This window comes from Pseudomonas mediterranea CFBP 5447 (assembly GCF_000774145.1).
Classification (GTDB): Bacteria; Pseudomonadota; Gammaproteobacteria; order Pseudomonadales; family Pseudomonadaceae; genus Aquipseudomonas; species Aquipseudomonas mediterranea.
On record NZ_KN322961.1, the window covers coordinates 99,586 to 125,284 of the forward strand.

General features: G+C 56.7%; 37 protein-coding genes and 1 pseudogene. 18 read left to right on the top strand and 20 right to left on the bottom strand.

From position 1 onward, the window contains the following. Positions 1–59: 59 nt before the first annotated feature. The 14 genes and pseudogenes from N005_RS01285 to N005_RS01345 all read right to left on the bottom strand — a co-directional run bounded on the left by N005_RS01285 (position 60) and on the right by N005_RS01345 (position 8,048). Positions 60–404, bottom strand: coding sequence for a hypothetical protein (locus tag N005_RS01285; RefSeq protein WP_047698685.1), 345 nt, complete (start codon positions 402–404; stop codon positions 60–62). Then, the gene (locus N005_RS01290) at positions 401–730 is read right to left on the bottom strand and encodes a hypothetical protein (RefSeq protein ID WP_047698687.1); all 330 of its coding nucleotides are present in this window, start codon (positions 728–730) and stop codon (positions 401–403) included. Before N005_RS01290 ends, N005_RS01285 begins: the two co-directional genes overlap by 4 nt. A gap of 135 nt (positions 731–865) precedes the next feature. Beyond that, positions 866–1,327: a DUF2158 domain-containing protein gene (locus N005_RS01295; RefSeq protein ID WP_047698689.1), complete on the bottom strand. Its 462-nt coding sequence runs from the start codon at positions 1,325–1,327 to the stop codon at positions 866–868. Positions 1,328–2,023: 696 nt separating this feature from the next. Continuing rightward, positions 2,024–2,569 carry a hypothetical protein gene (locus tag N005_RS01300; protein WP_047698691.1) on the bottom strand — a complete coding sequence of 182 codons (546 nt, stop codon included), beginning with the start codon at positions 2,567–2,569 and terminating at the stop codon, positions 2,024–2,026. Beyond that, a complete protein-coding gene (locus N005_RS01305; RefSeq protein ID WP_047698693.1) occupies positions 2,566–3,147 on the bottom strand; it encodes a recombination protein NinG in 582 nt (193 codons plus the stop codon). Before N005_RS01305 ends, N005_RS01300 begins: the two co-directional genes overlap by 4 nt. After that, positions 3,144–3,614 carry a NinB/YbcN family protein gene (locus N005_RS01310; RefSeq protein ID WP_047698695.1) on the bottom strand — a complete coding sequence of 157 codons (471 nt, stop codon included), beginning with the start codon at positions 3,612–3,614 and terminating at the stop codon, positions 3,144–3,146. The genes N005_RS01305 and N005_RS01310 overlap by 4 nt, the downstream gene beginning before the upstream one ends. Continuing rightward, positions 3,611–3,868, bottom strand: a complete 258-nt coding sequence (locus N005_RS01315) for a hypothetical protein (RefSeq protein WP_047698698.1) — start codon at positions 3,866–3,868, stop codon at positions 3,611–3,613. The genes N005_RS01310 and N005_RS01315 overlap by 4 nt, the downstream gene beginning before the upstream one ends. Next, positions 3,865–4,662 (bottom strand): hypothetical protein, encoded by a 798-nt coding sequence (locus N005_RS01320; protein WP_047698700.1) that lies wholly within the window; start codon positions 4,660–4,662, stop codon positions 3,865–3,867. Before N005_RS01320 ends, N005_RS01315 begins: the two co-directional genes overlap by 4 nt. Continuing rightward, positions 4,649–5,575 (bottom strand): helix-turn-helix domain-containing protein, encoded by a 927-nt coding sequence (locus tag N005_RS01325; RefSeq protein WP_047698702.1) that lies wholly within the window; start codon positions 5,573–5,575, stop codon positions 4,649–4,651. Before N005_RS01325 ends, N005_RS01320 begins: the two co-directional genes overlap by 14 nt. Next, positions 5,572–5,859: an HNH endonuclease gene (locus N005_RS29600; protein WP_231983282.1), complete on the bottom strand. Its 288-nt coding sequence runs from the start codon at positions 5,857–5,859 to the stop codon at positions 5,572–5,574. Before N005_RS29600 ends, N005_RS01325 begins: the two co-directional genes overlap by 4 nt. Before the next feature lie 6 nt (positions 5,860–5,865). Beyond that, positions 5,866–6,159: pseudogene (locus N005_RS29605) on the bottom strand (phage replication protein); the annotation flags it as partial. A 1-nt stretch (position 6,160) separates the two neighbouring features. Beyond that, a complete protein-coding gene (locus tag N005_RS01335; RefSeq protein WP_047698704.1) occupies positions 6,161–7,012 on the bottom strand; it encodes a BRO-N domain-containing protein in 852 nt (283 codons plus the stop codon). A gap of 70 nt (positions 7,013–7,082) precedes the next feature. Further along, a complete protein-coding gene (locus N005_RS01340; RefSeq protein WP_231983239.1) occupies positions 7,083–7,736 on the bottom strand; it encodes a phage regulatory CII family protein in 654 nt (217 codons plus the stop codon). Positions 7,737–7,811: 75 nt separating this feature from the next. Further along, entirely contained in the window at positions 7,812–8,048 is a 237-nt protein-coding gene (locus tag N005_RS01345; RefSeq protein ID WP_047698707.1) for a helix-turn-helix domain-containing protein, read from the bottom strand. Between the two features lie 113 nt (positions 8,049–8,161). On the opposite strand from N005_RS01345, the gene N005_RS01350 reads away from it, so the two are divergent. The 3 genes from N005_RS01350 to N005_RS01360 are packed head-to-tail and all read left to right on the top strand — an operon-like array spanning position 8,162 to position 10,728. Then, a complete protein-coding gene (locus N005_RS01350; protein ID WP_047698847.1) occupies positions 8,162–9,013 on the top strand; it encodes a S24 family peptidase in 852 nt (283 codons plus the stop codon). Beyond that, the gene (locus N005_RS01355) at positions 8,992–10,134 is read left to right on the top strand and encodes a hypothetical protein (RefSeq protein ID WP_144402602.1); all 1,143 of its coding nucleotides are present in this window, start codon (positions 8,992–8,994) and stop codon (positions 10,132–10,134) included. The genes N005_RS01350 and N005_RS01355 overlap by 22 nt, the downstream gene beginning before the upstream one ends. Positions 10,135–10,140: 6 nt before the next feature. Continuing rightward, complete coding sequence (locus tag N005_RS01360; protein WP_047698711.1) at positions 10,141–10,728, top strand: hypothetical protein; 588 nt, start codon at positions 10,141–10,143, stop codon at positions 10,726–10,728. Between the two features lie 33 nt (positions 10,729–10,761). On the opposite strand, the gene N005_RS01365 is transcribed toward N005_RS01360, so the two are convergent. Beyond that, positions 10,762–11,070, bottom strand: coding sequence for a DUF1654 domain-containing protein (locus tag N005_RS01365; protein WP_052126346.1), 309 nt, complete (start codon positions 11,068–11,070; stop codon positions 10,762–10,764). 965 nt (positions 11,071–12,035) lie between these two features. On the opposite strand from N005_RS01365, the gene N005_RS01370 reads away from it, so the two are divergent. Continuing rightward, positions 12,036–12,797, top strand: coding sequence for a DNA methyltransferase family protein (locus tag N005_RS01370; protein WP_047698713.1), 762 nt, complete (start codon positions 12,036–12,038; stop codon positions 12,795–12,797). A gap of 222 nt (positions 12,798–13,019) precedes the next feature. Here N005_RS01370 and N005_RS01375 read toward each other — a convergent pair whose 3' ends face one another. Next, positions 13,020–13,361 carry a hypothetical protein gene (locus N005_RS01375; protein ID WP_047698716.1) on the bottom strand — a complete coding sequence of 114 codons (342 nt, stop codon included), beginning with the start codon at positions 13,359–13,361 and terminating at the stop codon, positions 13,020–13,022. A 167-nt stretch (positions 13,362–13,528) separates the two neighbouring features. On the opposite strand from N005_RS01375, the gene N005_RS01380 reads away from it, so the two are divergent. From N005_RS01380 to N005_RS01425, 11 genes are all read left to right on the top strand, one after another. Continuing rightward, entirely contained in the window at positions 13,529–13,807 is a 279-nt protein-coding gene (locus N005_RS01380; RefSeq protein WP_047698718.1) for a hypothetical protein, read from the top strand. Next, positions 13,804–14,223 (top strand): hypothetical protein, encoded by a 420-nt coding sequence (locus tag N005_RS01385; RefSeq protein WP_047698720.1) that lies wholly within the window; start codon positions 13,804–13,806, stop codon positions 14,221–14,223. The genes N005_RS01380 and N005_RS01385 overlap by 4 nt, the downstream gene beginning before the upstream one ends. Next, the gene (locus tag N005_RS01390) at positions 14,220–14,411 is read left to right on the top strand and encodes a hypothetical protein (protein ID WP_047698723.1); all 192 of its coding nucleotides are present in this window, start codon (positions 14,220–14,222) and stop codon (positions 14,409–14,411) included. The genes N005_RS01385 and N005_RS01390 overlap by 4 nt, the downstream gene beginning before the upstream one ends. After that, on the top strand, positions 14,408–14,578 hold the full coding sequence (locus N005_RS29380; protein WP_162843605.1) for a hypothetical protein: 171 nt from the start codon (positions 14,408–14,410) through the stop codon (positions 14,576–14,578). The genes N005_RS01390 and N005_RS29380 overlap by 4 nt, the downstream gene beginning before the upstream one ends. A gap of 112 nt (positions 14,579–14,690) precedes the next feature. Beyond that, on the top strand, positions 14,691–14,867 hold the full coding sequence (locus tag N005_RS29385) for a hypothetical protein (RefSeq protein ID WP_162843606.1): 177 nt from the start codon (positions 14,691–14,693) through the stop codon (positions 14,865–14,867). Between the two features lie 157 nt (positions 14,868–15,024). Next, positions 15,025–16,125, top strand: coding sequence for a coiled-coil domain-containing protein (locus tag N005_RS01400; protein ID WP_047698727.1), 1,101 nt, complete (start codon positions 15,025–15,027; stop codon positions 16,123–16,125). A gap of 16 nt (positions 16,126–16,141) precedes the next feature. Beyond that, on the top strand, positions 16,142–16,900 hold the full coding sequence (locus N005_RS01405; RefSeq protein ID WP_047698729.1) for an ERF family protein: 759 nt from the start codon (positions 16,142–16,144) through the stop codon (positions 16,898–16,900). Beyond that, complete coding sequence (locus tag N005_RS01410) at positions 16,897–17,664, top strand: lambda exonuclease family protein (RefSeq protein ID WP_047698730.1); 768 nt, start codon at positions 16,897–16,899, stop codon at positions 17,662–17,664. Before N005_RS01405 ends, N005_RS01410 begins: the two co-directional genes overlap by 4 nt. After that, positions 17,661–17,903 (top strand): hypothetical protein, encoded by a 243-nt coding sequence (locus N005_RS01415; RefSeq protein ID WP_047698732.1) that lies wholly within the window; start codon positions 17,661–17,663, stop codon positions 17,901–17,903. Before N005_RS01410 ends, N005_RS01415 begins: the two co-directional genes overlap by 4 nt. Further along, positions 17,900–18,361 carry a hypothetical protein gene (locus N005_RS01420; RefSeq protein WP_047698734.1) on the top strand — a complete coding sequence of 154 codons (462 nt, stop codon included), beginning with the start codon at positions 17,900–17,902 and terminating at the stop codon, positions 18,359–18,361. The genes N005_RS01415 and N005_RS01420 overlap by 4 nt, the downstream gene beginning before the upstream one ends. A gap of 75 nt (positions 18,362–18,436) precedes the next feature. Next, on the top strand, positions 18,437–18,769 hold the full coding sequence (locus tag N005_RS01425) for a hypothetical protein (protein ID WP_047698736.1): 333 nt from the start codon (positions 18,437–18,439) through the stop codon (positions 18,767–18,769). Here N005_RS01425 and N005_RS01430 read toward each other — a convergent pair. Both N005_RS01430 and N005_RS01435 read right to left on the bottom strand, forming a co-directional pair. Continuing rightward, positions 18,753–19,637: a DUF2971 domain-containing protein gene (locus N005_RS01430; protein ID WP_047698738.1), complete on the bottom strand. Its 885-nt coding sequence runs from the start codon at positions 19,635–19,637 to the stop codon at positions 18,753–18,755. The two genes, N005_RS01425 and N005_RS01430, sit on opposite strands and share 17 nt — an antisense overlap. An 84-nt stretch (positions 19,638–19,721) precedes the next feature. Then, positions 19,722–20,060, bottom strand: coding sequence for a hypothetical protein (locus N005_RS01435; RefSeq protein WP_047698740.1), 339 nt, complete (start codon positions 20,058–20,060; stop codon positions 19,722–19,724). A gap of 114 nt (positions 20,061–20,174) precedes the next feature. Between N005_RS01435 and yejK the strand changes: the two genes are divergently transcribed. Continuing rightward, positions 20,175–21,182, top strand: a complete 1,008-nt coding sequence (gene yejK / locus N005_RS01440; protein WP_047698742.1) for a nucleoid-associated protein YejK — start codon at positions 20,175–20,177, stop codon at positions 21,180–21,182. Positions 21,183–21,232: 50 nt separating this feature from the next. Here the strand turns inward: yejK and N005_RS01445 are convergent, their stop codons facing one another. Further along, complete coding sequence (locus N005_RS01445) at positions 21,233–22,147, bottom strand: hypothetical protein (RefSeq protein ID WP_047698746.1); 915 nt, start codon at positions 22,145–22,147, stop codon at positions 21,233–21,235. A gap of 86 nt (positions 22,148–22,233) precedes the next feature. Between N005_RS01445 and N005_RS01450 the strand changes: the two genes are divergently transcribed. Continuing rightward, positions 22,234–24,153, top strand: coding sequence for a DNA cytosine methyltransferase (locus N005_RS01450; RefSeq protein WP_047698748.1), 1,920 nt, complete (start codon positions 22,234–22,236; stop codon positions 24,151–24,153). Between the two features lie 101 nt (positions 24,154–24,254). On the opposite strand, the gene N005_RS01455 is transcribed toward N005_RS01450, so the two are convergent. Further along, positions 24,255–24,863, bottom strand: a complete 609-nt coding sequence (locus tag N005_RS01455; protein ID WP_047698750.1) for a hypothetical protein — start codon at positions 24,861–24,863, stop codon at positions 24,255–24,257. A 137-nt stretch (positions 24,864–25,000) separates the two neighbouring features. Here N005_RS01455 and N005_RS29610 point away from each other — a divergent pair, with 137 nt between their 5' ends. Further along, positions 25,001–25,663: a hypothetical protein gene (locus N005_RS29610; RefSeq protein WP_052126343.1), complete on the top strand. Its 663-nt coding sequence runs from the start codon at positions 25,001–25,003 to the stop codon at positions 25,661–25,663. Positions 25,664–25,699: the final 36 nt, after the last annotated feature.

Below are 25,699 nucleotides of genomic sequence, written 5' to 3' on the forward strand. Positions count from 1 at the left end.
GTAACAAATTAATTCACGTCGGTTTTTTCGATATCTGTCCAGTTATCACGTGTCGCGACTCACTTGGCTCGACGCTCTATTCCGCCCGGGGCCTTGTCACAGCCCATGCAGTGCTCGCAGTTCAGGTGACGGCAGATCCAGGCCTTGACCCTCTGCCAATACGTGACCATGAACAAATGACGGACGCCGGCCAGGGCCAGGGCGATGTGCAGCGTCAACCCGGCAATCGTGGGACCGAACAGGAAGCTGTTGTGCCCTGTGGTCACAACATAGGCGCTGATGGCGATGGTCGAGTAGATAAGCTTCCCAAGGATGCCGTCCCTCACCTTCCCGCTCACCACGCACCAGAACGCCCACAACGCGATGAAGGCACAGGCGATGGAATTGATCAGTTCGAGTTTCATGGTGGATTGCCTCCCCCGAACCGCTGGCGAATGAACGCCCAGAGGTCAGCGGCTTTGATGGCCCGGATGATTGCCGCGATGAGCGATCCGCCGAAGGTGCCCAGGAGGAACCCAACACCCGCCACGCTGCGCGGCTCGACTACTCCGAAGTAGGAACTGATCAGGCCCGTCAGGTAGTGGGCGCAGACAGCGCCCGAGAAAATGAAGATTGACCAGGCCTTTCGGTCTACAAGGTCGTCCCGGTGCCAAAAGCTGGCGGCGATCGCGCCGAGCAATCCCGCAAATGCCCAGTCGAGCTTATCGAACAGGCGCTGTAGTAACTCCATGCGCTCGACTCCGTTGGCATGACTTGATTTGAATCAGCCCCAGCAGCACTCCCAGCCGTGGCGATGGGTGTGGTGGAGCCAAAAACGAAAAAGCCCCGGCTCAGGCCAGGGCTTTTCTAAAACACATAAAGATCACTAAATAGGCTTGACTGTTCCGATCTCGAACTCGCCTTTACTTTCACTCTTGCCTTGTATCCACTTGCAACCAACCAGATCGTGACGCACGGAACCGGTATTTCTCACAACCCGACCACCAATGCCCAGGGCACCAACACTAAAGTCTTTGGGGCCGCAACGATTCACAATCATCCGGGGACCACCCGAAGCGAGCTCAACCATCTCTCCTTCCTTCGGATGATACATTTCAGTCGAGCTAACAAACTCCAGCTCCACCTTTTTCAATATCTTCCTATGCAACTCAGACTTTTCAAACCATTTGCATTCTACGTGATCGTGACTAAGCGTCTGCGGTACAACCATCCTCGCCGTTACGCCCAAAGCGCCGCCAACGTTAACAGGACCAGCGTCGATCACCGTCATTAGCTGATTGTTAAGTTTATAACGAACCACATCGCCCAGCTTCAATGCCCCACTCATCGCGAGCCTCCTTTTTGTGTCGCTACAACATGGGGGCTAGCAAAAAAAAAACAAGAGCGATCCACTGTACTGGTCATTCGCTTGAAAACGAAAAAGCCCCAGCAGATGCTGAGGCTCAAAATAGGTGTGAGGATCTTCCCCCTCCTGTCCGCCAAAGGCTTTCTCTGCGTCGACGCCACTTTACATCTATCTCGCAGTCCAGTCTCGCGCCACCCCGGAGCATGTACGGCCAGGGTGCGCGGGCTGCCGGTATTTTCTCGTGTCACTGCACTACCGGCTTATCAGTATCCAGGCCTTCCCGAAGGCTGTCCTGGCTACAGGCAAATTCGAAGCATAAAAAAGCCCGACTCAATGGTCGGGCTTTTAGCGAGTATGAGACTCAAATGAAATCGGCGGCAAGACCGCTTGCCAAGCAACTGCACCCTACGGCGTGAACGGTATCAACTACTGCTATTCCGAACGATTTAACCATAGAGCTAACCCCCTTCAAGGACAAAACCGCCTTGGTCGGCATTACATTATTAATGGCTTCTGATTTGATCGCGGCCAAACTTAACAACGCCAGGGTGCTAGTTGCCATTACTTCCGGGGTTGAACCGGCGCCTCCGAGAAAATGGCTCGTCAATCCGCAACGCGCAAGATCGACAGGATGGGTAAATACTCTCTCACTTTCTCACTCATTGCAATGGCTTTTTGCTACGCGGCGTAATTTTCGATCAGCCCCTCTGAATCCAACAGCTCCTGCGCAGTGGTCAGCGCCTCGTTGACTTCATCATCCAGCGCTTTGCGGATGTTCGATCGCCACCGGTACCTGGTCGATTCTGGCTTGCCGTCGTTGTCCCAGTTGGTGATGTTGTACCAGGCTGCCGGCAGGACATTCGCAGACCGCTTGCCCTCGGCACCGGCGACTTGAGGGATTGCCCAAGTCAGAATCGCGCATTCTCGGAACCGCTGCGGCGCTGGCGACTTCACCGAGTTGAGCAGTTCAAGGATTGCACCATGCTTACGCTCGTCATGGGTCGAGTACTTCGCCACCAATGCCCGCCAATGCGCCGGCGACAGCGTTTTATGCAGCCGGCCAAACACCCAGCAGTCCTGGAGAAACGCCGCTTCCTTCCCGACGATCTCCCCCTTCTGCTTGGCGCACTGGACCTTGGGCTCGAAGTCGCAGCCGCCGGCGGAGTTAATGGTTTCCGCGGCCAGGGCCCGGACTACTGCTGATACAACGTTCCGATAGGTCATGCTGCAGTCCTCTTCAGTTCGCGGGTCTTGGCCCGGTATTCGGCGGTCATCGCCTTCAGTTGCTCGACGGTATATTTCTTCGGTTCGTGTGGGCCTTCCAGCCACTCGACGGCCTCGGCGCCAATCCGCTTCACCAGCTCGATACGGTAGTTCACGATGTCGCCGGACTTGTGGTTGTTGCAGGGCGCGCACTGCTTGTGAACATTGAGCGGCTCGAAGCGCAGCTCAGGACTGGCTGCGACCGTCCGGTAGTGCCCGGCGTGATATTGGCCGTCGTGGTGCCGGCCGCAGCTCACACAAGGCAGGGCGGCATCGCGCAGGCGTACCCACTCGTTGAAGGCCTGCTGGGTGTCCTTCGCATGCGCAGCCCTGCTCTTCAGCTTCTCCTTGCGGACCTTGATCTCCCGGCGCTCGCGCTGGGCAAACGACTTGCGCTGCTTCTCCTGCCGCTGCCGCAGGATTGTCACGGCGCAATCTGGCGAACACCATGTCTGGAAGCTCACCATAGGAACGAAAGAGGCCCTGCACTCTGCTACGCGGCATCTCTTCGGGCGGGGTTGCTTGGCTATGAGGCTCATGCCGCCACCTCGCTCAGCAGGTCGCTGAACACCACACCCTGGCCAATGAAGTAGGCGGCGATGCGATCTGTGTACTGGACGCCCTGGGCACGATTGAACAAGCTGGTAACCGGGAACCCGTCCGGGCCGAAGAGCTTGCACTCGCCCATCATCGCCAGCTTCGTCTCATACGGCAGGTGACGCATCACTTTGTACCAAGCCGCCTGGAAGCCGGAATCCTCGTTGAGCAGGATCTGTACGCCTATGTGAAGCTTGCAGTAACGTCGGGCGTCGGCTGGGTCGCCGATCTGGGTCATTTCCGAGATCCGCTTGTACATCGCGAACCACAGGGCGTTCTGGTCAAGCGTACGATCCTTGCCCGGGCGCAGGGACACAACCACGAACTTCTTGTCCCGATACATCGTGCTGAGCTTGGTGATGGCCTCGGAGAGCTTGGCCTGGCAGTTGACGCTGATCTTGTCGATCACTGGCCGAACTCCTTGAGCAGTTGACGTGCGCCCGTAACGGCACCCTTATCGCCGGATGTGTTGCTGATATCGGAAAGGAAGTCACGCAGGCGCTTGTTCTCGGCCAGTAGTTCCAGCGCCACCTCCTCCACGGTCTTTGGGCCCAGGAATTCCTGAAGGGCTTCGGTGTTGCGCTGCCAGTCTGCGCAGTCAGCGCGGAATGATGCGGCTTCGGCCCAGAGCAGCTGTTGCAGTTTGATTTTGTCGATGGTCATTGCGCCGCCCTCCTCTCTCCCAGTTCCTGGGCCTGCTGGATCAGCATCGCCCGGCGATCCGCCAATTCGTTGGCCGCTTCAATCCGCATTTCGGTCTTCCTGTTGGCGCTGGCTCTCCGAAACTCCAGCATTGACTGCCTCACCATCTGGAGCTTTGCGCGAAGCTTTGACGAAGGCCGCGCAACCTCACCGGTGAGTAGCGCCACCACCGCCCGCCCGTCTTCGGTGACCGGCTCGACACTCAGGTCTGCTAGGTACTTCCGTCCGTGCTCTTGTGGGATCCGTTTCATCTCAACGGCTTTGGTGACCGCCTGGATCCTGCGACTAGCATCGAAGCCCACAGAGACATGCCAGTTGACTGGCTTCGCATCCTCACGGGCCTGGCCGACAAATCGCTCGTAAGCACTGTTGAACGCCATGCGGGCGCCGACTTTGTCGCCGGCATCGAGCACGGGTTTGGCAGCAGCCAGGGCAAGCTGGATTTCGTCGGTCAGCACCACGGTTTCGAACTCATCATTCGTGGTCATGGCAATAGCCCAGGCCTCGTCCTTGCCCGGGCGGCCGTCGGATGACTGGACGCGCTGCAGGATGTCGGCCATTGCCAGCTTGCCCTTCACTTCGAAGCGGCATGCCTTCAACGCGGCTTTGACGACAGGAACCGAGTAGGCGCAGAGGTCTTCGGCCATCATCGCCGCGGTGCCGGGGTTCATTTCCTGGCCCATGGCTTCGGCCGTCGCGCAGATGGCAGCAGCCAACCCGGCAACCTGTTGATCGTTCATTTCAAAGGTATTCATTGCGCTCTCCTGCCTGGCGCTTGGCCAAGACCATTTGCGCAGCCTGCTCGGCAGCGGAGACGTTCGCCTCGGTACGCTCCATCTGGCGAGCGGTCGTCCCGTTGATGCGTTGACCGGTCACCCACTGGGTGTGGTAGCTCTCAGCGTTGGCCAGCAGCTCGTTGAGGCTGTGGCATTTGCGAAGGACTGCCGCATCGCTCGTTCTCAAAAAATGGGCAGCGACGTGATGGGCAACATCCGCGCCGAGGCGGTCGACGAGCTGACCGAGCTGACCACCAACCTTGGCGTTCCACACCGGCCAGGTGCTGTACCGCTTGCGGTAGGCCATGGCGTAGTTCGCCCAGACTTTGAAGGTCTTGCAGGCTTGGTCCTTTGGCCCTGGCATGTCAGCGGGGATCTCGACCCGGGGCGCCTCGGTGCGGTCAACAACCAGCACCAGGTTGCGAGATTGAGCCGGTGCGGCCTCGGCGTGAGCCGGGGCTGCAACTGGTTCAATGACCGGTTCATTGACTGGTTCAGAAGAGTGACTGGTTCTGGGTGCAGCTCCTGCACTACCCCCTGGTGCAGGAGATTCACTAGGGGGTGAACCTGCTGCACCTCCCTGGTGAATCTGCTGCACTACCCCTGGTGCAGGAGGTGCACCACCATCCAGTGTCAGGAAGTAAACGTTGGAAGAGTTACCCTTGGGGCCGCCCTTGCGGATTTCCTTGCGCAGCAGGCCAGCCTGCTCCAGGGCAGTGATGTGGTTCATGACGGAACGCTTGCTGATCTCGCACTGGTCGGCGATGTGCTGATAGGAAGGCCAGCATTCGCCCATGTCGCTGGCGTTGTCTGCCAACTTGATCAGCACCAGCTTGCGCAATGGATTGCCGACGCGAATTTTCATCGCGGCGACCATAAGTCCCATGCTCATGCCACACCTCCGGAGAAGGCGCGGAAATCAATCGTCTGCACACCTTTCCAGCTATTGCAGGACATGCAGAGGGTTTGGAGGTTGCCCAAAGAGGCCTCTCCGCCTTGGCTTTCAGGTTTGATGTGATCAGCCCTCAAGCGAATCAGCACCGAGCAGCCACAGCGCAGACAGGCGTGACCGTCGCGGGAGAACACTCGAGCGCGCAGGCCGGATGGAATTGGCTTTTTTTTCGACCTGCGCCGTGGCGGGAGGACTGGGGGTTGGTAGGCGGTGACGCGCCCCATTCGATCCGGGTTCCACTCGCAGCCTTTTTCGGTGAGTCGAAATGCCTCAGCGCGCAGCTCGATCAATCCGGCCTCCTCCAGGGCCTTCAGCATGCGGTAAGCGGTGTCCGGTTTATCGGTGAGCAGCGGCAGTTCCTCGGTGATCTTTGCCTTGCTCAGCGCGAAGAAGACTCCGTCGTCAGTCTTGACCGGCTTGGCCCAACTCGGGCAGCCGTAGACGAACGCGAACAGCAGAGCCTGTTGGGAGTTCAACCCCCACTCCAGCGCCTTCGCCTGGTTGATCGTCACGGTGAATTGCATGTCAGGCCTTCCCGACCAATTTGGCCAGTTCAAGGAAGTGATCGACGTACCAATGAGGCTGCGTCTCGCGTGGACATTGGGGGCTGGTTAGGTTCTTGCCGTACTGAAGACCCTTTTCAGTCACGGACCAAAACGGAACCATCTCGCCCTTGGAGTTTTTGCGCTGGAGCTGCTTGAGAAAGCCATGGGCCGCCAGGGCATTGTTGAAGGCGGCAGGCGAGCAACGGATGCCGTTGTCCTTCAGGAGGGCCGTGGCCGACTTGGTGGGCATCGAGGATCCGCCGGCAGAATCAGGCGCGGCGTCCACGGCATAGCCAGGCAGGAATTTGGCGTCCAAACCGTTGTTGGTGGCGATCTGAGCGAGCATCATCATCTTGCTGGACGGCGCCGGCTTGAGCAGGCGGTCGAAGCATTCCAAGATGGCGAGCTCACCGACGATCTTGGAATTGTTCGGGCCCTGGGTGGAGAACGTGCCGGTTTTTCGAATGGCCGGCAGGACCTGGCCCACTACCCACTCTTCGAAACTTTCCGCGGCAGGCAGCTTGGATTTCATCACCAGGCGGTATAGGTCGCGCTCCGGTATAATGGTCATGAAACCACCACCCTGTTTCGGGGTAGTGGTAGCAGCCTTGCAGTGGCGAGCTACGGCGTTCTCCGGCTTGGAGTAGCCAAGGGCGTCGGCGACGTCACGGGCGATAAACCATGGATCACCGAGCCTGTCGGTGATGACGCGGATCGCGGCGCCGTCGAAGTCGAACGGAATCACAGAAGAATTGCGCGACACGTTTTCAGATCCGGCAAAACGTGTCGCGACATTGGCCGGGCTATTGATCGTTTGGTTGGGTTGGTGCATGATTTGCTCCACGAGTTTTACTGTTGTTGAAAAAGCCGGGATTGCGCCCCGGCTTTTTTGTGTCTGAAATTCAGGCCGCCTTCAGCGACTCGCGCAGCACATGCAGTGCATCGATCGCTTCCTGGATGGCTTTGTCGCCCTGGGCTTTTTCGTGCTGGCTGATGTGGTTGTCTGCCGTGGCATCGAAGATCAGCCGACCCACGTCGCCGCACTCAGCAGTCAAGTGGCACAGAGCAGCCATGAGCGGCTTCGGGTCTGGGCGCTTACGTCGAATCACATCGCATTCGAACTCGTTAGCCAGCGAGCCAAGAACGGCAAGGCGCCCTTCTTCGGAGAGATGCGTGAGAACCTGCCCAAACATTTCCAGGTTCATGCGGTGCGCTTCACGGTTCGGATTCGCGCAATCAAGCAGCCGGGTTTCGTTGACGCCCATGCGCTTCGCCAGCGCGGTCCCGCCGCCAGCCTTAACTTCGCGATGCAGGGTCCGTTCGAATTCTTCCATTGCGAAAACCTCTCTTCTTCTCGCGTGGCAGTCCGCCACTACTTCCACGATGATTTGCTTACCAAACGAATCACGGAAAATTCCATGACCGACCAACCGGAACTCCAAGGTGAAATAGCTGCCCTCTGCTGCTTCATCGTCGCCTTGGGGTCCATCCTTCCGCTGTCTTGCCAAATAAGGCTTTCCCCAGCATTCGAATCTCGATGTGAGGCGATGCGACACACCGACTGACGCCTGAGGAGCTGCAGGGTTTTGATAAGGCGGCGCTCTCGCTCAGATCAACGCGCCAGGTCCCTCCTAAGCAGCGCCGCGCAGGACCTTATGGGCTAGGTCAACGAGATCGGGACGAAGACCGGCAATAGTGATCTCTCCTCCTGATGCATCCTGAAGGCGCTCAGCAAGCTCCGCAGAGGCTTTGCGGTGGCCGCCTGCTAACTGCCAAAGATGGCCTACAGTGGTCTTTGCGGCGGCCGCGACGTCTTGGCGCCGATCATTCGCAGCATTGGCGAGCCAGTCTCGCAGATGGTCATTCATGGAATTCTCCTTACACACGGAGTGAATTTAGCTTAGGGCTAATTTCAGAGCAAGGAAATAATTTAGCTATGAGCACATTTAGCAATAAGCTAAACGCTGGCATTCTTGCGCATATGGATATTTATGAAATTCGTAAACGCAATCTGGTGAAGCTGATAGGCAACCAGAGAAAGGGAGCTTGCGCGGAGCGCTGGGGGATGGCTCCTGCGCATCTCAGCCAGATCCTCTCTGACAAGACAGCCAAGAACCTTGGTGACGACGTAGCGCGCCGAATTGAAAGCGTCGAGAAACTGCCGCGGGGCTGGTTTGACTCAATACCCCTGGGCGAGGAGATTTCTGTTTCCGACTTAAATGGTTCCGCGCCGGAAGCGGGTGAGGAGATTGAAGTCGCAGCTCTCTCCGCCGCTGACCTAGTGCGGCAGATGCTTGCAAAACAGGGAAAGGGGCTGTCAGACCAAGCCCGCCAACGCTTACTCGCTATTGCCGAGGCGGATGATGGCGGCGCCCTTGAGATCGATTACTACCGGCCTGGCGCCGTCGGTGACGAAGTGTGGATTGCCCACTACGACGTGCGGGCAGCAATGGGCGGCGGTCAAATCCCGCACGACTATCCTGAAATGCTCCAGGACGTGCGCGTCAGCCCTCAGCACCTGCGCGAGATAGGCGTCGAATTCAAAGAGCATTTCCACCTGAAGATCGTCACCGGCTGGGGACAGTCAATGGCCCCGACGATCAAGCACCGCGACCCGTTGCTTGTGGATATCAGCATCCGTGAGTTTGTTGGGGATGGGATCTACATGTTCTCCTGGGAAGGGCATCTGTACATAAAGCGGCTCCAGTGGCTGGGCGATGACCAGCTCAGCATGATCTCGGACAACGCTCTGCATCCGCCGCGGACGATTCGAGCAGACGAGACCTACATACAGGCGCGGGTGCTGCTGGTGTGGAATGCGCACCTAGTTTAAAAACAAAAAGCTGGGTTTCGAATCTGGCTTTTCATTTAGCTGTACAGGGAGGGAGCGAAATGTCAGGGCGAAAACCAATAACAATCCATTACAGAAAGTTTGTGAGACCTGAAAAAGCCAAGTTCAGCTTGGAGCAGATGATTAGATCTGCAATGGACTACCCTATCGATGGTGGAATTCAGTTAAAACATAGATATCTAGAAAGACTACGGATAGACGGTACGGACAATTACTTCATTAACTTATATCAAGACTCCGCCGAAAACTTGGGATTCGTCTATGGAGATATACTTCACTTCTCTAAAGGGCATTTACAGGCTTTAGCAAAGACCGCAGACCCTCAAGCACAATCTGTACCGGTGCAACAATTAAAAGCCCCCGAACAATCCGAATACGTTCACTCCCAGATGTTTTGGATGATAAAAGATGATCACGCTTTTGTTGTTCAAAGCATGTCACTTAAGTCAGCGGATCTTGAAGATTACCTATCTTGGTTATTAAAAACCAAATCCAACACTTTAAATGCGGATGATACTGTAACTCTTACATCCAAATTTGATATCGATGACGTGGGTGGTGAATTAGCGGACATTCAAGAAATTGTCATCGGTGGCGTTGCATCACCTCCTCCGGTGAAATTCGAGCCTCAGCCCTCTACGCCACAGACAGTAGAGGAGATCAGAGAAGTTACTCAGCACGGACAGATAGATACAGGTCGAACCACTGGCTGGGCTACGGCCCGAAGGATATTGGCGGAGCTGCTTGGTGGTGATGCAAACGTAACATCGCTGATGCAATCGGTACCGCCCGACGCAGAGCTCGATGTACAAGTTCATATAGGATTCAAGACCAAAAAACGCAAGATAGATCGTGTTGCGCTTACGCAGCTCGAAACTGGCTTGCGAAATCTCCCTGATAGTCAGCTCCAAGTGAAAGCGAAAGGCGGCAAGATTGGAAGTGATGGCTCTATACGACTACATCACAACGCCTCTATAAAACTTATCACTGCAATGGATGGAAACAATGAAATTATTGGTTCGCTTTTAGACCCAGCTGATGTGTTGCGTGCTACAATTGAAGCCTACGCTACTTTTGTAGCAAATGGCAAAATCCCAGAGTGATACTATATGAGGCGGCCGACCAAGAGGAAGATATTTTCACTATTATTGCCGGTTATTGCAGGCATAGCGGCCGCTTACTACACGCCACTTTCTTTATGGTTTGACATGAAGGAAGGATTAATTGCATTCTTAGGATTCATCGCTGCTTCACTTATGCAGGTTATGCCTATCACTGCAAACTTTGTCCAGGCAGACAAGCTCACCCCTACAGAAGCCAAGAAGATTGTAGACTCTTTAACTCGCCAGCAGCATTATTGGATAGGTCTTCTGACCGCTACAGTTGCTGCACTTCTTGTAGTAATTATTTCCTCCGCACTAAAAAACCCGTTGGAAAAATTGCCGGGTGAATGGCACGGATTCAGTTTCTCTAGTATTCCCTGCTTTTTTATAGCCTCTTTTTTCGGCTTTGTTTTAATTAAAATGGTCGGGCTTTTCGAGGGAATGTTATCGCTTCACAACCTACGAGCTGAGCTAGTTATTGAGTCCGCACTTAGGGCCGCTGTTGAAAAGAAAACTGCAATTCAGTCAAGCGCAGGCTCGGTAAAACCCATCTTGCCGGATGGTTACGGGGCAATCGTCGATCAGCCTAAATGAAGCCCGCCACTGAGCGGGCTTTTTTGGTGCCCGTCAGAATGGGGCCGCTTCCTCTGCCCTCTCAATGACCTCGACCGTCCGACCCTCCTCGGCGCACGCCTCCCACCTCAGCGTCACCGACCCATCGTCGTTGAACGTCATATCTATGCCGTCCGTTTCAGAAAGCATGCCCATCACCTCGTCCCATTCTCGCCCCCCGTCGCTGTCCAGGCGATGGATCGTCACCCAGCGCTGAATCTGCGCGACCGGGTGATTGATCATGTTGGAGACGCGCAGGCCAAGCCTTTCGATCCCACTCATCCCCTGCCCTACTGCTTTCTCGAACTGATCTGCTTCCTTCATCGCCACCCCCAACATCTGTACATATATCCAGTACACCAAAGCATAGCGCAGTGCTAAACGACAGGTAAAGATCAGCGCTTGATAGACTTGGGGGCCTATACATATGGAGGCGGCAATGAGAATTGTATTGGCTTGCGTAGTGGTGGTCTGTGCTATTGCTGGTTCCGCGCTGGGCGGACAATTGAGCGAGAAGGTAGACAGGTTTAAAGGGACAAAGACCCTGTCTTGGGAGTCGTTCCGAGATCAAGATCGAGGGTATTCATTCAACGTTTACGCTCACTTCTCAAAAGCAGATGACTCCGCCCCGTACGGCTACTACAGTCTACTTGTCCCTCCAGGTGGGACAGAGTCCTTCGCTTCCTGCCACCGGAATCACTGGTTGGTGGATGGGGTCCCGGTTCCAGAATTAGAGGCTGCATACAGCGCATCAGGACGATCCCAAATATTCCGCTCCACCCTAACCAGGAAAACCCTAGAAAGGATATCCAGAGCTAAAACCGTCGAGTTCAAGATCTGCAATACGGAAGGCTCCGTAAGCGCAAGCGATCTCGACGGACTCCGCCAGCTCCTTCATGCAACGAATTAATTCTCCCCAATGAAGCCCGCTCGCTGCGGGTTTTTTTACGTCCAGCTGAAATAATTTAGCTCTTAGCTATTGACCAATGTTTAGCTTATGGCTAAATTAACCTAAACGCCAAGCAACAAGGCGCCAGGGCCTCAACAGCCCCACCGTTCTTTAGCGACACCCCTTGCCGGATCACCACCGGCCCAGCATCAAAGGCAGCGATGAACCGGCCTCAACGGTTCAGAGGGTTGGCAACTGACCCGGGCGTGCAGCGCTGGAGAAACAATCAGAATATAGCCGGAGGCTGACGCCAGTAGCGGGTCCCGACTGGAAAGCAAGACCACAGATTTACTGATGCCGCTTCTATGGGGCGGCATTGGAAATCAACGGAGAGCAACACATGAAAGTCGATAAAGAAGTAATGGCGCTGCTCAGCGCCTCGCGCACCGAAGATAACAAGCTGTTCATCACCGGCGGCCAGCTCGACAAGAGCCTGTATCAGCGCCTCGACAAGACGCTCAAGGCGGCCGGTGGCAAGTGGAACACCAAGGCAAAAGCGCACCTGTTTTCCGGTGACGCAGCCGACGCAATCGAAAACATCCTGATGACCGGTGAAGTCACCGTCCCGCAGGACTTCGGCTTCTTCCCTACCCCGCCGCACGTTGCAAAACAGGCTGCGGATCTCGCCATGATCGGTGACGGGATGATGGTGCTGGAGCCAAGCGCGGGCCATGGTGCTCTTGCGGTGGCCGCCAACTCCGCAGCGGTTGGCGTAATGGTCGACATGCATGAGTTGCTGCCGGACAACCATAGAGCGCTGATCGAACTGAAGTTGCCACTATCGGGAGTTTCCGAACCCGGCGACTTCCTGCAGGTCGAGCCGAAGCCCATCTATGACCGCGTGCTGATGAACCCGCCCTTCGACAAGAAGCGCAGCGACATTCACCACGTCATTCATGCCCTGAAGTTCCTCAAGCCCGGCGGCCGACTAGTGGCGATCATGCCTTCCGGCGTGACCTTTCGCGACGACGCGCTGACCCGAGACTTTCGCGGGATCGTAGAGCAGCGCGGCGGCAGTATCGAAACCCTACCTGAAGCCTCGTTCAAGCAAGCCGGAACGATGGTCAACACCGTGTTGGTAGTGATCCCGGCCGCAGCCTGACAACCAGCGCCACGTCAGCACTGACGTTAACTGCCCGAGCACCTGGTCCTCCCCAGCACCAGGCCGCATCGGAGTGTGATCTGGAAAGGCGACTCCGTACCGGGCGTATCGTTAGCACGCTGACGCTTTGACCCGGTACTGAATGGACGTTCTGCGATGACAAGCGCGGATCACTCCCGGATGCGGAGAAAAAACGACCTGTGCACCTTAGGATCAAGGCCGTTATTTCGCCTCTTTCGGTAAGTAGAATGGGCAGAGGTACTTCATTGCTAACGGGTCCCCAGCGATGTGCATTTTTGTCGTCATGACTTCATCCTGACGGGCCGGGTCGGCATCGATCTTGGCGATTTCTTCCTTTAGCTCTGGGCTCACTCCGCGATCGGGCACGCTGAGCAAGTTCTGCACCGAGTAGTTCATCTCGGGCTTCAACTCCGCACACATGCGGCCGATCGCAACGACATTCACAGCAGTAGATGCGCTTTCATTGGTCGGAAACGAAACCTGTCCAACGCTACTTAGCGCAACAAAAGCCAGCAGATAACCGCTTTTTGAAATAAATCGCATATCTAAATCATCCAAAAAAGATGACGGCGTTATAGCAGCAGAAACACGAGCGTCAACCCCTCATACCTATCGACGCAGCTCAAATGCCCTCCGCGCCCAACGGCAACCAGCGGAGCGGATGAGTGCATTGCGAGTTTTGTTGGATCAACCAAACACTGGAGGTCGTCATGCACAACTGCACCGACACACAAGCAGTTTGCCGAGGTTGCGGACTGAAGCTGCGCGGCTCGCCATCGTGGAAAGGCGGCCTCGCCTATCACCCTGAGCCGAAAGGTGAAGTCCACCAATGCCACTACGGTGGCTGGGTCTGCTCGCGCCGCTGCGACATCCGCGCCTGTGTCGAGCTGGAAGGAACCATGCCTGGCTGCGGTGGCGTGAACAGTTACAAGCGGCTGTCCATTTACGCCAAAGAGAGTATTGAGCGCCATTGGCCGGAGGCAGCATGAACGCAGCACTGAATATCTGTCAGACCATGCACGACGCTAAGTTGCCTCCACCGGTGAGTGAGACGCGGGAAGAGGTAGCGCGGGCTGAGTGGCTGTACAACGCCGCCGAGGACCTGCTCCGGGGCGTGGACGTAGAGTTCCAGCGCCGGATGCGCCAGCCCCAAGGCGTCACCGTGGCCGAGCTGGCTCTGGCAGTTGATGAGCACGTGAACGCCCGGCTGGCAGATGGTGAGGTTCACTCCCCCGCCCTGGGATGGCTGATGCTCTCACTAGGCCGGCCGGACAAGAACGCCATCGCCGAATTGCTCGGGCCCAGCGACCACCCGCTCGGCAAGCTTGGCGAGATTGCTGAGGGCCTGCTTTGGCCCCTCGTCGAGCACGCCCTGATCGCCCAGGCAGAGGACGACGAGCAGTGAGCCCTCACATCTTGATCGATGAGGAGCTGGCAATCCTTGAGGATCGCGAAACACCGGTCAACTGGTCGGTGATGATCCAGAAGCAGCTCACCGAAATGATGGCTGACCAGAGAATCACCATTGACGAATTCACCCACTACTGCGGGCGCCTCAACAAGATCGTTGCCAGGCGCAAGGAGTTGTCATGAGTACTGCACCGGTTAAATCCCTGATCGACGAGCAGATCGCCGAAATCGAGCGGAGCCTGACCATCCTCGGCGCCGGACTGCCGCGAGAGCTGCCCGTCGCCTCTCTTCCACCGAAGCTGGCCGCAGCCATCAAGGGCGGTCGGATTGCCGTGCGGGTTCGCCAATGAAAGCTCTGTCCTGGATCCTCGCCACTGCCCTCCTCATGACCATGCTGGCCTACACCGTTGTGAGTGACCGGCCAGGGAGTTGCCAGCTCCCTCAGCTATCGCAGGTGCTGCGATGAGCGGCGAAGGCGCAAATAAACGCCAGCAGGCCCTAGCCAAGCGCTGCGCCAAGCTGCGACGTCAGGGGCTCAGTCTCGGCGGCATCGCCAGCATCACCGGCATTGACCGGGACAAAGTCGCAGCACGCATAACGCTGGGCGAAAGGCTGCTCAGCCTGGAGACATCGCGATGACCAAAATCCAACGCCTGCGCAGGATCTACACCTGGCGCGGATCGGCAATCGTCCTTCTGCTCTGCACTGCTTGGATGCTCACAAGCGCCTACGCCGGTCGCATCACCTCCTAACTCACACCTTCAAGCGCTGCGCACGTCGCGGCAAGGATTCGCTCGTGTCCGCAAACACCGAACTGGCCGTTGTGCCGCCAGCAGAAACCGCCCTGACCGTCTACAGCACCCCAAACGGCCTGGAGCCCTGGCTCCAGCAGATCCGCAACAAGATCGACGGCTTCACACCGGACATCAGCACCCGCAAGGGGCGTGAGGCAATCGCATCAATGGCCTATGCCGTGGCCCGTTCCAAGACAGCCCTGGATGACGTCGGTAAGAAGCTCGTCGCCGACCTGAAGGAAGTGCCTAAGAAGATCGACGCCGAGCGCAAGCGCGTCCGGGACACCCTGGAAGCTTGGCAGGAAGAGGTTCGCCGGCCGCTGAACGATTGGCAGGCCGCCGAGGACGCCCGTGTCGATAAGCATACCGAGCGCCTGAACTGGCTGAAGTCTCTTGCGGACGATCTGGGCGAGCTGGCGTCGCTGCATATCAAAGGCTTGATCGCCGAAGCCGAAGGCATGCAGCTAGGTGCCCATTGGGAGGAATTCGAAGCCGAGGCGGCAAATGCCAAGGACAAGATTCTGACCATACTACGGGCTGCCCTGGAGAAGCGCGAAACGCTTGAGGCCGAGCAAGCCGAGCTGACCCGCTTGCGCGCCGAGAACGAAGCCCGTGAGAAAAAGGACCGTGAGGAACGCATCGCCCGGGAGGCCGCCGAGCGCGCCACCCGCGAAGCGGAAGAGAAAGCCAGGCGGGAGCGCGAAGCAGAAGAGCAGCGCGCCCGTAACGAAAAGGCCGCGGCCGAGAAACGCGAGAACGACCTGAAGCTGGCCGCCGCCGAAGCCGAGCGCAAAGCCGAGCAGGCCAAGCGGGAGAAGATCGAGGCGGACCAGAAGGCGGAGCGCGACCGCCTACAAGCGATTGAAGATCAGAAGCAAGCCGTCGAGAAAGCACGCCTTGAGGAAATTGCCCGCCAAAAAGCTGCAGCGGACGAAATCTTGCGTCAAGAGCGACTGCGTGAGGCTGACAAGGCACACAAAGCCAAGATCAACCGTGCCGCCCTGGAGGCATTCATCGCTGGCGGCATGACCGAGGAATGCGCGAAGCAGGCAATCACCCTGATCGCCCAGCGCAAGATCCCGGCCATTTCAATCCAATACTGATACTGAGGCATCGAGCATGAGCACCGACATCATCATGCCGGAGCAGCGCCGCCAAGTGGTGACGCCGATCTCCAGCGACAACAGCATCATGGCCGTGATCAGCCGCGCCGCTGCCGATCCATCGTGCGACATCGAAAAAATGGAAAGGCTGCTGGCGATGCACGAGCGCATGCAGGCCAAGACAGCCGAACAAGCCTTCAATGCGGCGATGGCCGAAATGCAGTGCGAGATACCCACGGTGTTCGAGGCCGCGGTGAATCTCCACACCGGCAACGCCTACGCCACTCTCGACGACATCACCCGGACCTTGAAGCCAATCATGCAACGGCACGGGTTCGCCATCACCTTTAAAGTCGAGAATGCCGAAAAAGCCATCAAGGTGACCGGCATATTGATGCACAGGGACGGCCACCGAGAAGAGACAACCATGACTCTCCCGGCAGACATCGGCAAAGGCCGCAACGAAGTCCAGGCGGTCGGCTCATCCACCACCTACGGCAAGCGCTACGTCATGTGCGCGTTGCTGAACATCACCACCGGCGAAAGCCGAGACGATGACGGGCAGTCATCCGATGGCTCGGATACTGATGACATGCGTGCGCAGGTTGTCGCAGACATCCTCGAGCGTGTAGCGCAGACCGCGACGCCGGAAGAACTCAAGGACGTCTGGCAGGCAAGCCTGAAGGTGTTGCAAGCATCGGGTGATACCAATGGGTATTCCACAGTGAAGACCGCCGTCACCGTCCATAAAGCCAAGCTGGAGGCGCCTCAATGATCGTCGTCAACTGTGCACAGGGTTCCCCTGAGTGGCTCCAGGCCCGCGCCGGAGTCATAACCGCCAGCATGTTCAGCACGGCCCGTTCCAAGGTGAATGGGCTCACCGCACAGCAACGTACCTACGTCGACGCCATTCTTGCCGGCCACAGCGAGGCCCGCGCCCGCGATCTGGCCGGCTACAAGGCTGGACCGAAAGCCGAGGTCGTTCAGCGTGCCCTTGACGGCGAGAAAGTCGGTGAGCCATCAAGCGCCGCTTTGACCTACGCCTTCGAGTTAGCAGTCGAGCGGATTGGCGGTGCGCCGCTGGATGGAGGCTTTGAAACCTGGCAAATGCGCAGAGGCCATGAGCTGGAGCCTGAGGCGCGCATGGAGCACGAGATCCAGACCGGATTGATCGTCACCCAAGTGGGCCTGGTAAAAACGGATGACGGCGTATTCGGCGCCAGTGCGGACGGCTTCATCGGTGAGGATGGCGGGTCCGAGTACAAATGCTTTCTGGCGCCCGACAAGCTCCGTGCCTTTCACATCGACAACGATGCCAGTGACGTCATTGACCAGGTGCAGGGATGCATGTGGATCGCTGAGCGTAAATGGTGGCACCTGGGGATGTACTGCCCTCTATTGAGGCCGGTAGGCCGCCAGCTCTGGTGGAAAGAGTTTCAGCGGGACGACGACTACATCGAAAAGCTCGAAGAAGACCTCTGGGAGTTCAAGCTTCTGGTGGATGGGTACGAGCAGAAGTTGAGGAGCAAAGCAGCATGATCAGCAACCACCTCAGCCTGGTCGAACACAATCGGCCCCAGGCGGACGCGATCTCAGATCGAATCGCCCAGTACCTGGCGGCCGGCGGCCAAATCGACAAGCTGCCAAGCCCTCCGCACAACCCGATCCCGCCGCCCCGCTCAACTCGGATAGACCCTGAAACGGTCCTCAAGCGCAAACCGCTCAAGCTCACCCTGGCCGAGCGCCGAGCGGTGCGCAAAATGGTGGATTCGCTATGAGCAAGCGCAAGCCATGCAATCGGCGCGTCCAGATCGAACGAAGCATGCGAGCCCTGGTTAACACCCACCACGCCGCGGTCATCAACATCGACCCAAGCGGCGTCCAGGTGATGATCAACTGGAAAAACGGGAAGCAGATTCTTTCAAGAAAGGTTTCCGACGCGCTGTGCGATATAGCCCACCGATGGACGATTTACATCGCCGGCATCTGCATTCGGCAGGATGGCGCCCAGTACATCAAATCCATCGACATCACACCGGACGGCGTCCACATGGTGGAAAGGCTTTCGGATGTACTCGAACACTTCTACGACGAGGTGAAAGCCGACTGCAATGCAAACCACTTGGTTGGCATGGGCTGGCTGGCCGTGCCTGGCAACACCCGAGTCACGGAGGCGCAACTGTCCTCCTTGCTGGCCTCGGTCGGCGCCTGGAACCAGGTGAAGGTAGCAGCGTGAGACGTTTCCGCTCCCAACAACGCAAACGACAGACCTGGCTGGCGCTGCCGGCCAGTGGAATTGAGGAGGTAGGCCATGGCCAAGAGCAACGCGCAATTGCAGAAGGACAAGCGCGCCAAGGAGAAGGCGTTGCTCGAGCGGATCGGCGCCGAGAAGCGTTCGCTGATTGTTTCGAAAGCACTCGATGATGCGCTGCAGATCCTCGGCGAGCGCCACGGCTTCGAGGAATGGCAGGAGACAGTGTCGACGATGATCCTAAATCTGGCCGCAGCGCCAGCCGCAGAGTCTGAGCGCTTCGCCAGCATGTCACGACCGGAAATAGCGATTACCGAAAGGCAGTCGCGACAGCTTGATAGATTCGCCGAAACCGGTATTGATTATGATCGAGCGGTCAGCACTTCCGATTAACAAAATCTGACAACTCATGGTTCTCAATAACCCATCGCGCTACATCTCCAAAATCACCAGGATCATCTTTAAATATATGAGCGGTACGAGGGGTTATTAGGGGGCTGCTTATGAGGGGACCAGGAAATTTGATCACATCGTATCGAAAAGCGTAATCCCAGTTCGCCACTGCCGCCAAACTTAAAGAAATGTTTGTGTTCTCCACCCGACTCCAAATATCTTTTTGATTTTGGAGGTTCATACGCTCCCCCATATAAATAGATTTAATGCATTCAATCGGTATATCCATAGTCAAAATTGGAAAATTGTTCAGCATTTTTTCAGCCTTAGTAAGATCCACCGCAGACCTTACGATCCTAACTTCTTTTTCATAAGACCAAACGTTCGATTTCACGCAGAGATCAGCGATGGGAACAGGCTGCTCATAAAAGTCAGAGATATTAAATGCAGGCCGGCGCTTTTGGTACTTAACCGCGTGTAGCCCGCTAAAAAATTCGTGATGCTCATCAAACTCTATGACCGCGCCTGAATATTCTGAAGCGTAATGGCCCCACATCAGAAGGCTTTCACGGTTACGACTTAAGCAAAGAATACCGAGCTTTTCATTAAATTCGCCCATCAATTGTCTAGATTGGATATCACTGCAATATTTATCATCTACGGCGATATGACTACGATCTAGCCCTTTTCTTCTTGGACTGAGAACGCAGTAAGAAAAAGTCCTCACGTGCTGTTCGATATCTTTTGTAATTATTAGCTGAGGAAGCAACTCAAAAGGATCGTTAAAAGCGCCGGGCTGTGTAAATCTAATGCTCCCATCCAGTATTCTTTTTGCGGTATCGGCAGTGACATATTTATACAAGCCCATCGAGACTCCTTGATCCGGCTCCATGCCGGTCACCCGTAATATCCCAACCCAAACCAAATTGCCACCACCGGTCACGGAGGGCTTTTATTCAAATTTGATCTTCATGCTGGGCTCGGTTTCCATAGTTGGACGCCGCAACTCCGGATCGTTGGAGTCAAGACAACGGAACTGCACCTCGGCACTCGCATGACGGCCGTACCCTTTGTCTATGGATGAATCTTTGAGCGGCATCAGCTGCTCACCCTTACTCTCGCAGAAACGATTCGCCTCTTGATATAGCTCCGCCTTTACCGCCCCGCCACTGAAGGTAGTAAAGCTACCTTCCCTCGCGATCATGTAGGTGTCGCGCCCCATGGGCACGACACCAAGGCCTGAACAACCCGTGATCAGTAAGGCAATCGTTGGAACCAGCAAATGCCGCATCGGCAGCGCTCCTTGCGAATTGATGATACAGAGCCATCACTTTGCCACACAGCAAACCCTATCACCACTGCCACCACCGGTCACGGAGGGCGGCGCCTACCTGAGGTAATCGCAATGCCTGTTCTTCACAGCGTGATTCACAAGATCGATAAAAAGCCCGACGGTAACCCCGCCGTCCTGCACTTCGCCAGCAACGAGCAGGTCGACAGCCCGGCACGGGACGATCTGATCCAGCAGCTCAACGAAACCTACAACGCTGCTGCGGGCAAGGGCTGGGGATTCTTCCAAGCCGAATCGGGCGCCTTCCCGCTCAGTGGGTGGCTGGGCACGTACCTGGCCGGTGGGAGCGACTTCCTCTCGTTCAGCATCATTGCCGTCGAGCACCTGACCAAGTTGATGGAAGAGTCGAACCTCACCACCGGCGGGCACGCCCTCTTCTGCCACTACCAGCAAGGCATGACCGAGTACTTGGCCATCGCCTTGGTGCAGGAAACCGAAGCGGTGACCATGACCGAAGAGCTGCGCCTTATGACCATGAAGCACCTGGACCTGGATCATATCCGCCTGGCCACACGCATCAACATCAGCGAATGGCAGAACAACCGGCAGTCGAAGCAGTACATCTCCTACCTGAAGGGCAAGCAGGGCCGCCGGCTGACTGATTACTTCCGCGACTTCATCGGTTGCCAGGAAGGAATCGACGGCCCTGGCGAAACGCGGACCTTACTCAAGGCGTTCAGCGACTTCGTTGAAAGCGAGGATCTGCCAGAAGAATCCGCCCGCGAAAAGACCCAGACACTGGTCAGCTACGCGATGGCCCAGGCCAAGCTTGGCGAACCGATTACTCTGGCTGAGCTGTCGGAAGTGATCGATGAGGGCCAACCCAAGGCATTCGCCGACTTCATCAAGGCTTCCGATTACGGGCTTTCCGACACGCTGCCGGCTGACAAGAAGACCCTCAACAAATTCCGGCGCTTCACAGGCCGGGCAGAAGGCCTATCGATTAGTTTTGAGCAGCACCTTCTCGGTTCGAAAATCGAGTTCGATGCGGCCGGGGGAACGCTGACCCTGCGCGGCCTCCCAACCCAGCTCACCGAACAACTCAGGCGTGCCACCGCCTGATCACTCCCAATGCCCCGCGCCCTGCTTCCTCGTACCAGGGAGGCAGGACCTTAACCTCCGCGCAGAAAAAATTCAGTCCAATCGTTATCTAAGCCTATTGAATCTGAAGCAAATTTCTCGACCTCATTTTCTGCCTGTCGCATAGATTTCCAATGGAATCCCTGAATGTACTCCGCCTTGCATTCATAGCGCCCCACAGGAAACAAGCACTGTACTATCGCTCCTACAGGACAGTCATCTTCATTCGCGTTCCATATGTAATATCTGAAAACTTTTACCCCGTTTATGCTGTAAGGTTCCAGCATAGGTCTATGTAACTCGTATGGCTCGCCGCGTTTTTGAGCGTCAACTTTTCCGTCCACGGTTACACCATTTATGTGAGGTAGGCTCGCACGAGCAATCGCGAGCAAGTCTCGCTTTGCTCTGAGTGCAACTAACATGTCAGGCTGGGCGTAGCCTCTTCCAGCCCATAATGGGAGCTCTCCTGCCACACGTTGCCCAAATTCAACTGCGTCTCGAAGGTAGCCAAGCGTCCTCGCACTTTCCGGTGGTAGCTCAGCAATTGGAATTTTATTCACCGCATCGAACAAGCCCGACCAATCTTGGTCACGCTTATAATAAAGATAATCTCGCATCATTCTGGGAGCGTTCTCTAACTTCAAAAATGAGTTTGAAAGTAGCCAAAGCTTTTCGAGAGCCTCGTCTGACAAGACACGCATAACCCCAAGCAAGTTTTTTTGCTTAACAATTGTAGCAACTTTTGCATGCCACATCGGAATATAGGCCGCTGTGATAATTGCAATACCTGCGCCGACTGCCTGTGCCCACCCTGAGGCTTCATTAGGCAGCCATCCATTCCTACTAAAAAATCCAATAGATCCTACGATTACCCAAAACGCAGCGCCACCAACAACCAACCACCATAGGGCCCAAAGCGACGATTCAAGAAACTTTTCCAATTTCATTACATGCTCCCTTCAGAAACGGTACTCCCCCCGCTTAGTTAATCACCAAATTGGCCTCCAGCGAATGCAGGGGGCGAGGACTTCTCATGCCCGCTCACCAGAAGAGACACCCCTTCGATTTCAAAACCCAGTATGGACTCGGCTTTAACCCCCAGGATGATGAGATCGTCGTCGACTTCTTCTGTGGTGGTGGCGGCGCCGGTACCGGCCTGGAGATGGGCCTGGGCCGTGCGGTGGCCGTGGCGAAGAACCACAGCCCCACCGCTATCAGCATGCACACCGTCAACCATCCGGCCGCCCGGCACTTCACCACCGATGTCTTCGAGGGTGATCCGGATACGGAATGCGGCGGCCGGCCGGTTGGCTGGTTCCATATGTCGCCGGACTGCACGCACTTTACGCAGGCCTCCGCCGGCCAGCCACGCAAGCGCGAGATTCGCAGCCTTTCATGGATTGGACTGAAGTGGAGCGGAAAGAAGAAGCCCCGGGTACTCAGCCTGGAAAATGTTAAGCAGATTCTTCAGTGGGGACCTCTCATTGCCAAGCGCTGCAGAACAACGGGCCGAGTTGTGAAGCTCGATGGCACGGTTGCTGAATTTGGCGAACGCGTGCCCGTCGAGCAGCAGTACTTGGTGCCAGACCCCAAGCGACGTGGCCGGACCTGGCGCCGTTTCGTCGCCCTGCTGGAAGGCATGGGCTATGTCGTCGAGTGGAAGGTGATCAAAGCCTGTGACTTCGGCGCACCCACCAGCCGGGAACGCCTGTTCATGATAGCCCGCTGCGATGGCCAGCCGATCGTGTGGCCGGAGCCCACCCATGCGAAGAACCCGGTCAAGGGTCAGCAGAAGTGGAAGACAGCCGCCGACTGCATCGACTTCAGCGATCTCGGCAAAAGCATCTTCGGTCGCAAGAAGGACCTGGCCCCGGCCACCCTGCGCCGAGTTGCCAAGGGCATGAAGAAGTTCGTCATCGACAACCCGGCGCCGTTCATTGTGCCGATCGCGAATTGGTCCGGTGAGACGGTGCAATCGGCCGACGAGCCCCTGCGCACAGTCACCAGTTGGCCACGCGGCGGATCGTTCGCCATGGCAAGCTCGGTGATCGCGCCGGCTACACACCAGGGCAGCGTCCGGGTGAACGATCCGATGGAGCCGCTTCCCACTGTGACCTGCGCCAACCGCGGTGAGCTGACGCTGATCAGTCCGCTGATGGTTGGGGCTGGTGGCCCGGAGTACTCAGGCAAGCCGGTGGGCATTGATCAGCCGGTGGGCGCGCTGATGACACAGAACCACCGGGCGGTTGCCACCGCCTTCATGGCTCAGATGAATGGGGGCTTCAACACCACCGACGCCAAGGGCATGGATGAACCGCTGACGACGGTGACCAACACCGGCAGCCAGCAGCAACTGGTGTCCGCCAACCTGGTGCACTTGCGTGGCAACTGCGATGCACGCGACGTCAGCGACCCGCTACACACAGTGAGCGCCGGCGGCCAGCACCACGGGTTGGTGAGCGCATTCATGGAACGTGCATTCGGCGCCAGCGTAGGCCAAGGCCTGGAAGAGCCCGCCCCCACCATCACCGCCGGCGGTGGCGGGAAAAGCTCCCTGGTGTCGCTGACTCTCTCGCCAGAGCACGAAGCCAGTGCCCTGCGAGTCGCGGCTTTCCTGATCAGCTACTACGGCACCGAAAACATCAGCGCCTGCGATGCACCGGCGCCGACGATCACCACCAAGGATCGCCTGGCCATGGTCACCGTGATGGTGAAGGGCACGCCTTACGTGATCGTCGACATCTGCCTGCGGATGCTGAAGCCGTCCGAGCTGTACAAGGCTCAGGGCTTCCCGGCCGATTACATCATCAGCCACGGCGCCGACGGCAAGCCTTTCACCAAGACCCAGCAGGTGCACATGTGCGGCAACAGCGTCAGCCCACCGCCGATGGCAGCCCTCGCCCGCGCCAATGACCCGTGGCGCGTTGCCGATCTCCAAGCCGAAGCAGCGTAACTCCCCTACTCCACCGCCCGGGCATGGCCCGGCATAGGAAGCAAATGCCCACTGCAATCAATTTGTTCGCCGGCCTCGGCGAATTTTGCAACGGCACTAGATCACTTGTCCGCCGGTAGGCTAAGGTCTTTTTTCGCTTGCCCCCATGCTTTTTCAATTTGCTCCACTATTAAATTTTCAAGGCGGCTTAGCTCATCCCTGAGACCTGACGAGGAAAACTCACCCTCCTCGAATGAATTAATATCAACCAATATCCCAGATGAAAGGCTATTAATTTCTTTTGCCAAATCACTTTTAGTGCCGACATAAAGCTTTATTTTAATTTGGAGAAAGAGCGCATCTCGCTTCTTAGACATCATCATTGCAACATCTTCTGAAGAGAACTCTTCTTGATCGAGCAGATTTATAACTATAGCTACACACTGGAGAAACTCAGCCGAAGCGACTCGAAGCTGCTCCATCCATACGTTCCGGAGCGACGCTGCGTTCGCTCGTATTTGATTCTTCTGAACTCTATATGTAAAAAAACCGATAACCAAACTTGACAGAATAGATGCAATACCAATGAGCATAACACCCGGATCTGGCTCGCTGACTATTTCAATTTTCGGCGGAATCTCCAGTCCATTTAAAGTTACTGCCTTGCTTACTTCATGTTGGATAACTCCTGCATATTCACTTCCTTCAGCATCAAGTTCAAACCAACTCATAAGTGCCCCCCAAAAATGGCCAAATTTACTCCATAGGCTTCCCCATGCCCACAGAAAACAAAGCGACCGAACCACCACCCTACCCCGACCGCCTCTGTCATATCTATTACACGGCACACCCACATCGTTGCGGGTGCTTGAGTGGCGACGATGAAGCGCAGCGGCGTTTTGACGAACGCCAACGCGATACCAAGCTTGCAACAGCCGAGGGTGAGGTTCCGCGACTCATCGCCGAGCGTGAAGCCCTGCAACAGCGCCTGACCGCGGCAGACCAGCGCATCGACGAGCTGGAACAGGCCTTGAAGTTTTACGCTGAGCGCGAGCACTACCACTTCGAAAGCGGGAACTGGGACACCGTGAGCGGCGAGCCGCTGAATATTCTTTGGTGCGGTGACGAGCCCGATTTCATCGAAGATGGTTCCGTTGCGCGCGCCGCCCTATTCGCCAGCGCAGAGCCCGCCATGGAAAGTAAGCCTCCAGCCTACAAGCCGGGCCTCTACGCGGTGCGCCACATCGACAACTGGGATGGCGAGCGCGACGTGGTACTGACATTCGCTCTGCTGGACGCTGACGGTAAATGGACTGACAAGGAAACCGGTAAACCCCTGATGACTTACAAAGGGGACAAGGTTCTCAGGGCTTGGCCGCTGGACTGCTCCGACGCGCCTGACACCCAGATTATCGGCGTGCCACACAACTGGCTCGAAGACTGGGCGCTTGAACTTGTTGAGGCCGCGCAAGATGGCGGGCAGATGTCCAACCAAGTCGAACACCTTCTCGAAATTCACGCCAAGCCCTAACCCCTTCCCCTATCAAGCCTGCCCATGCGGCGGGAT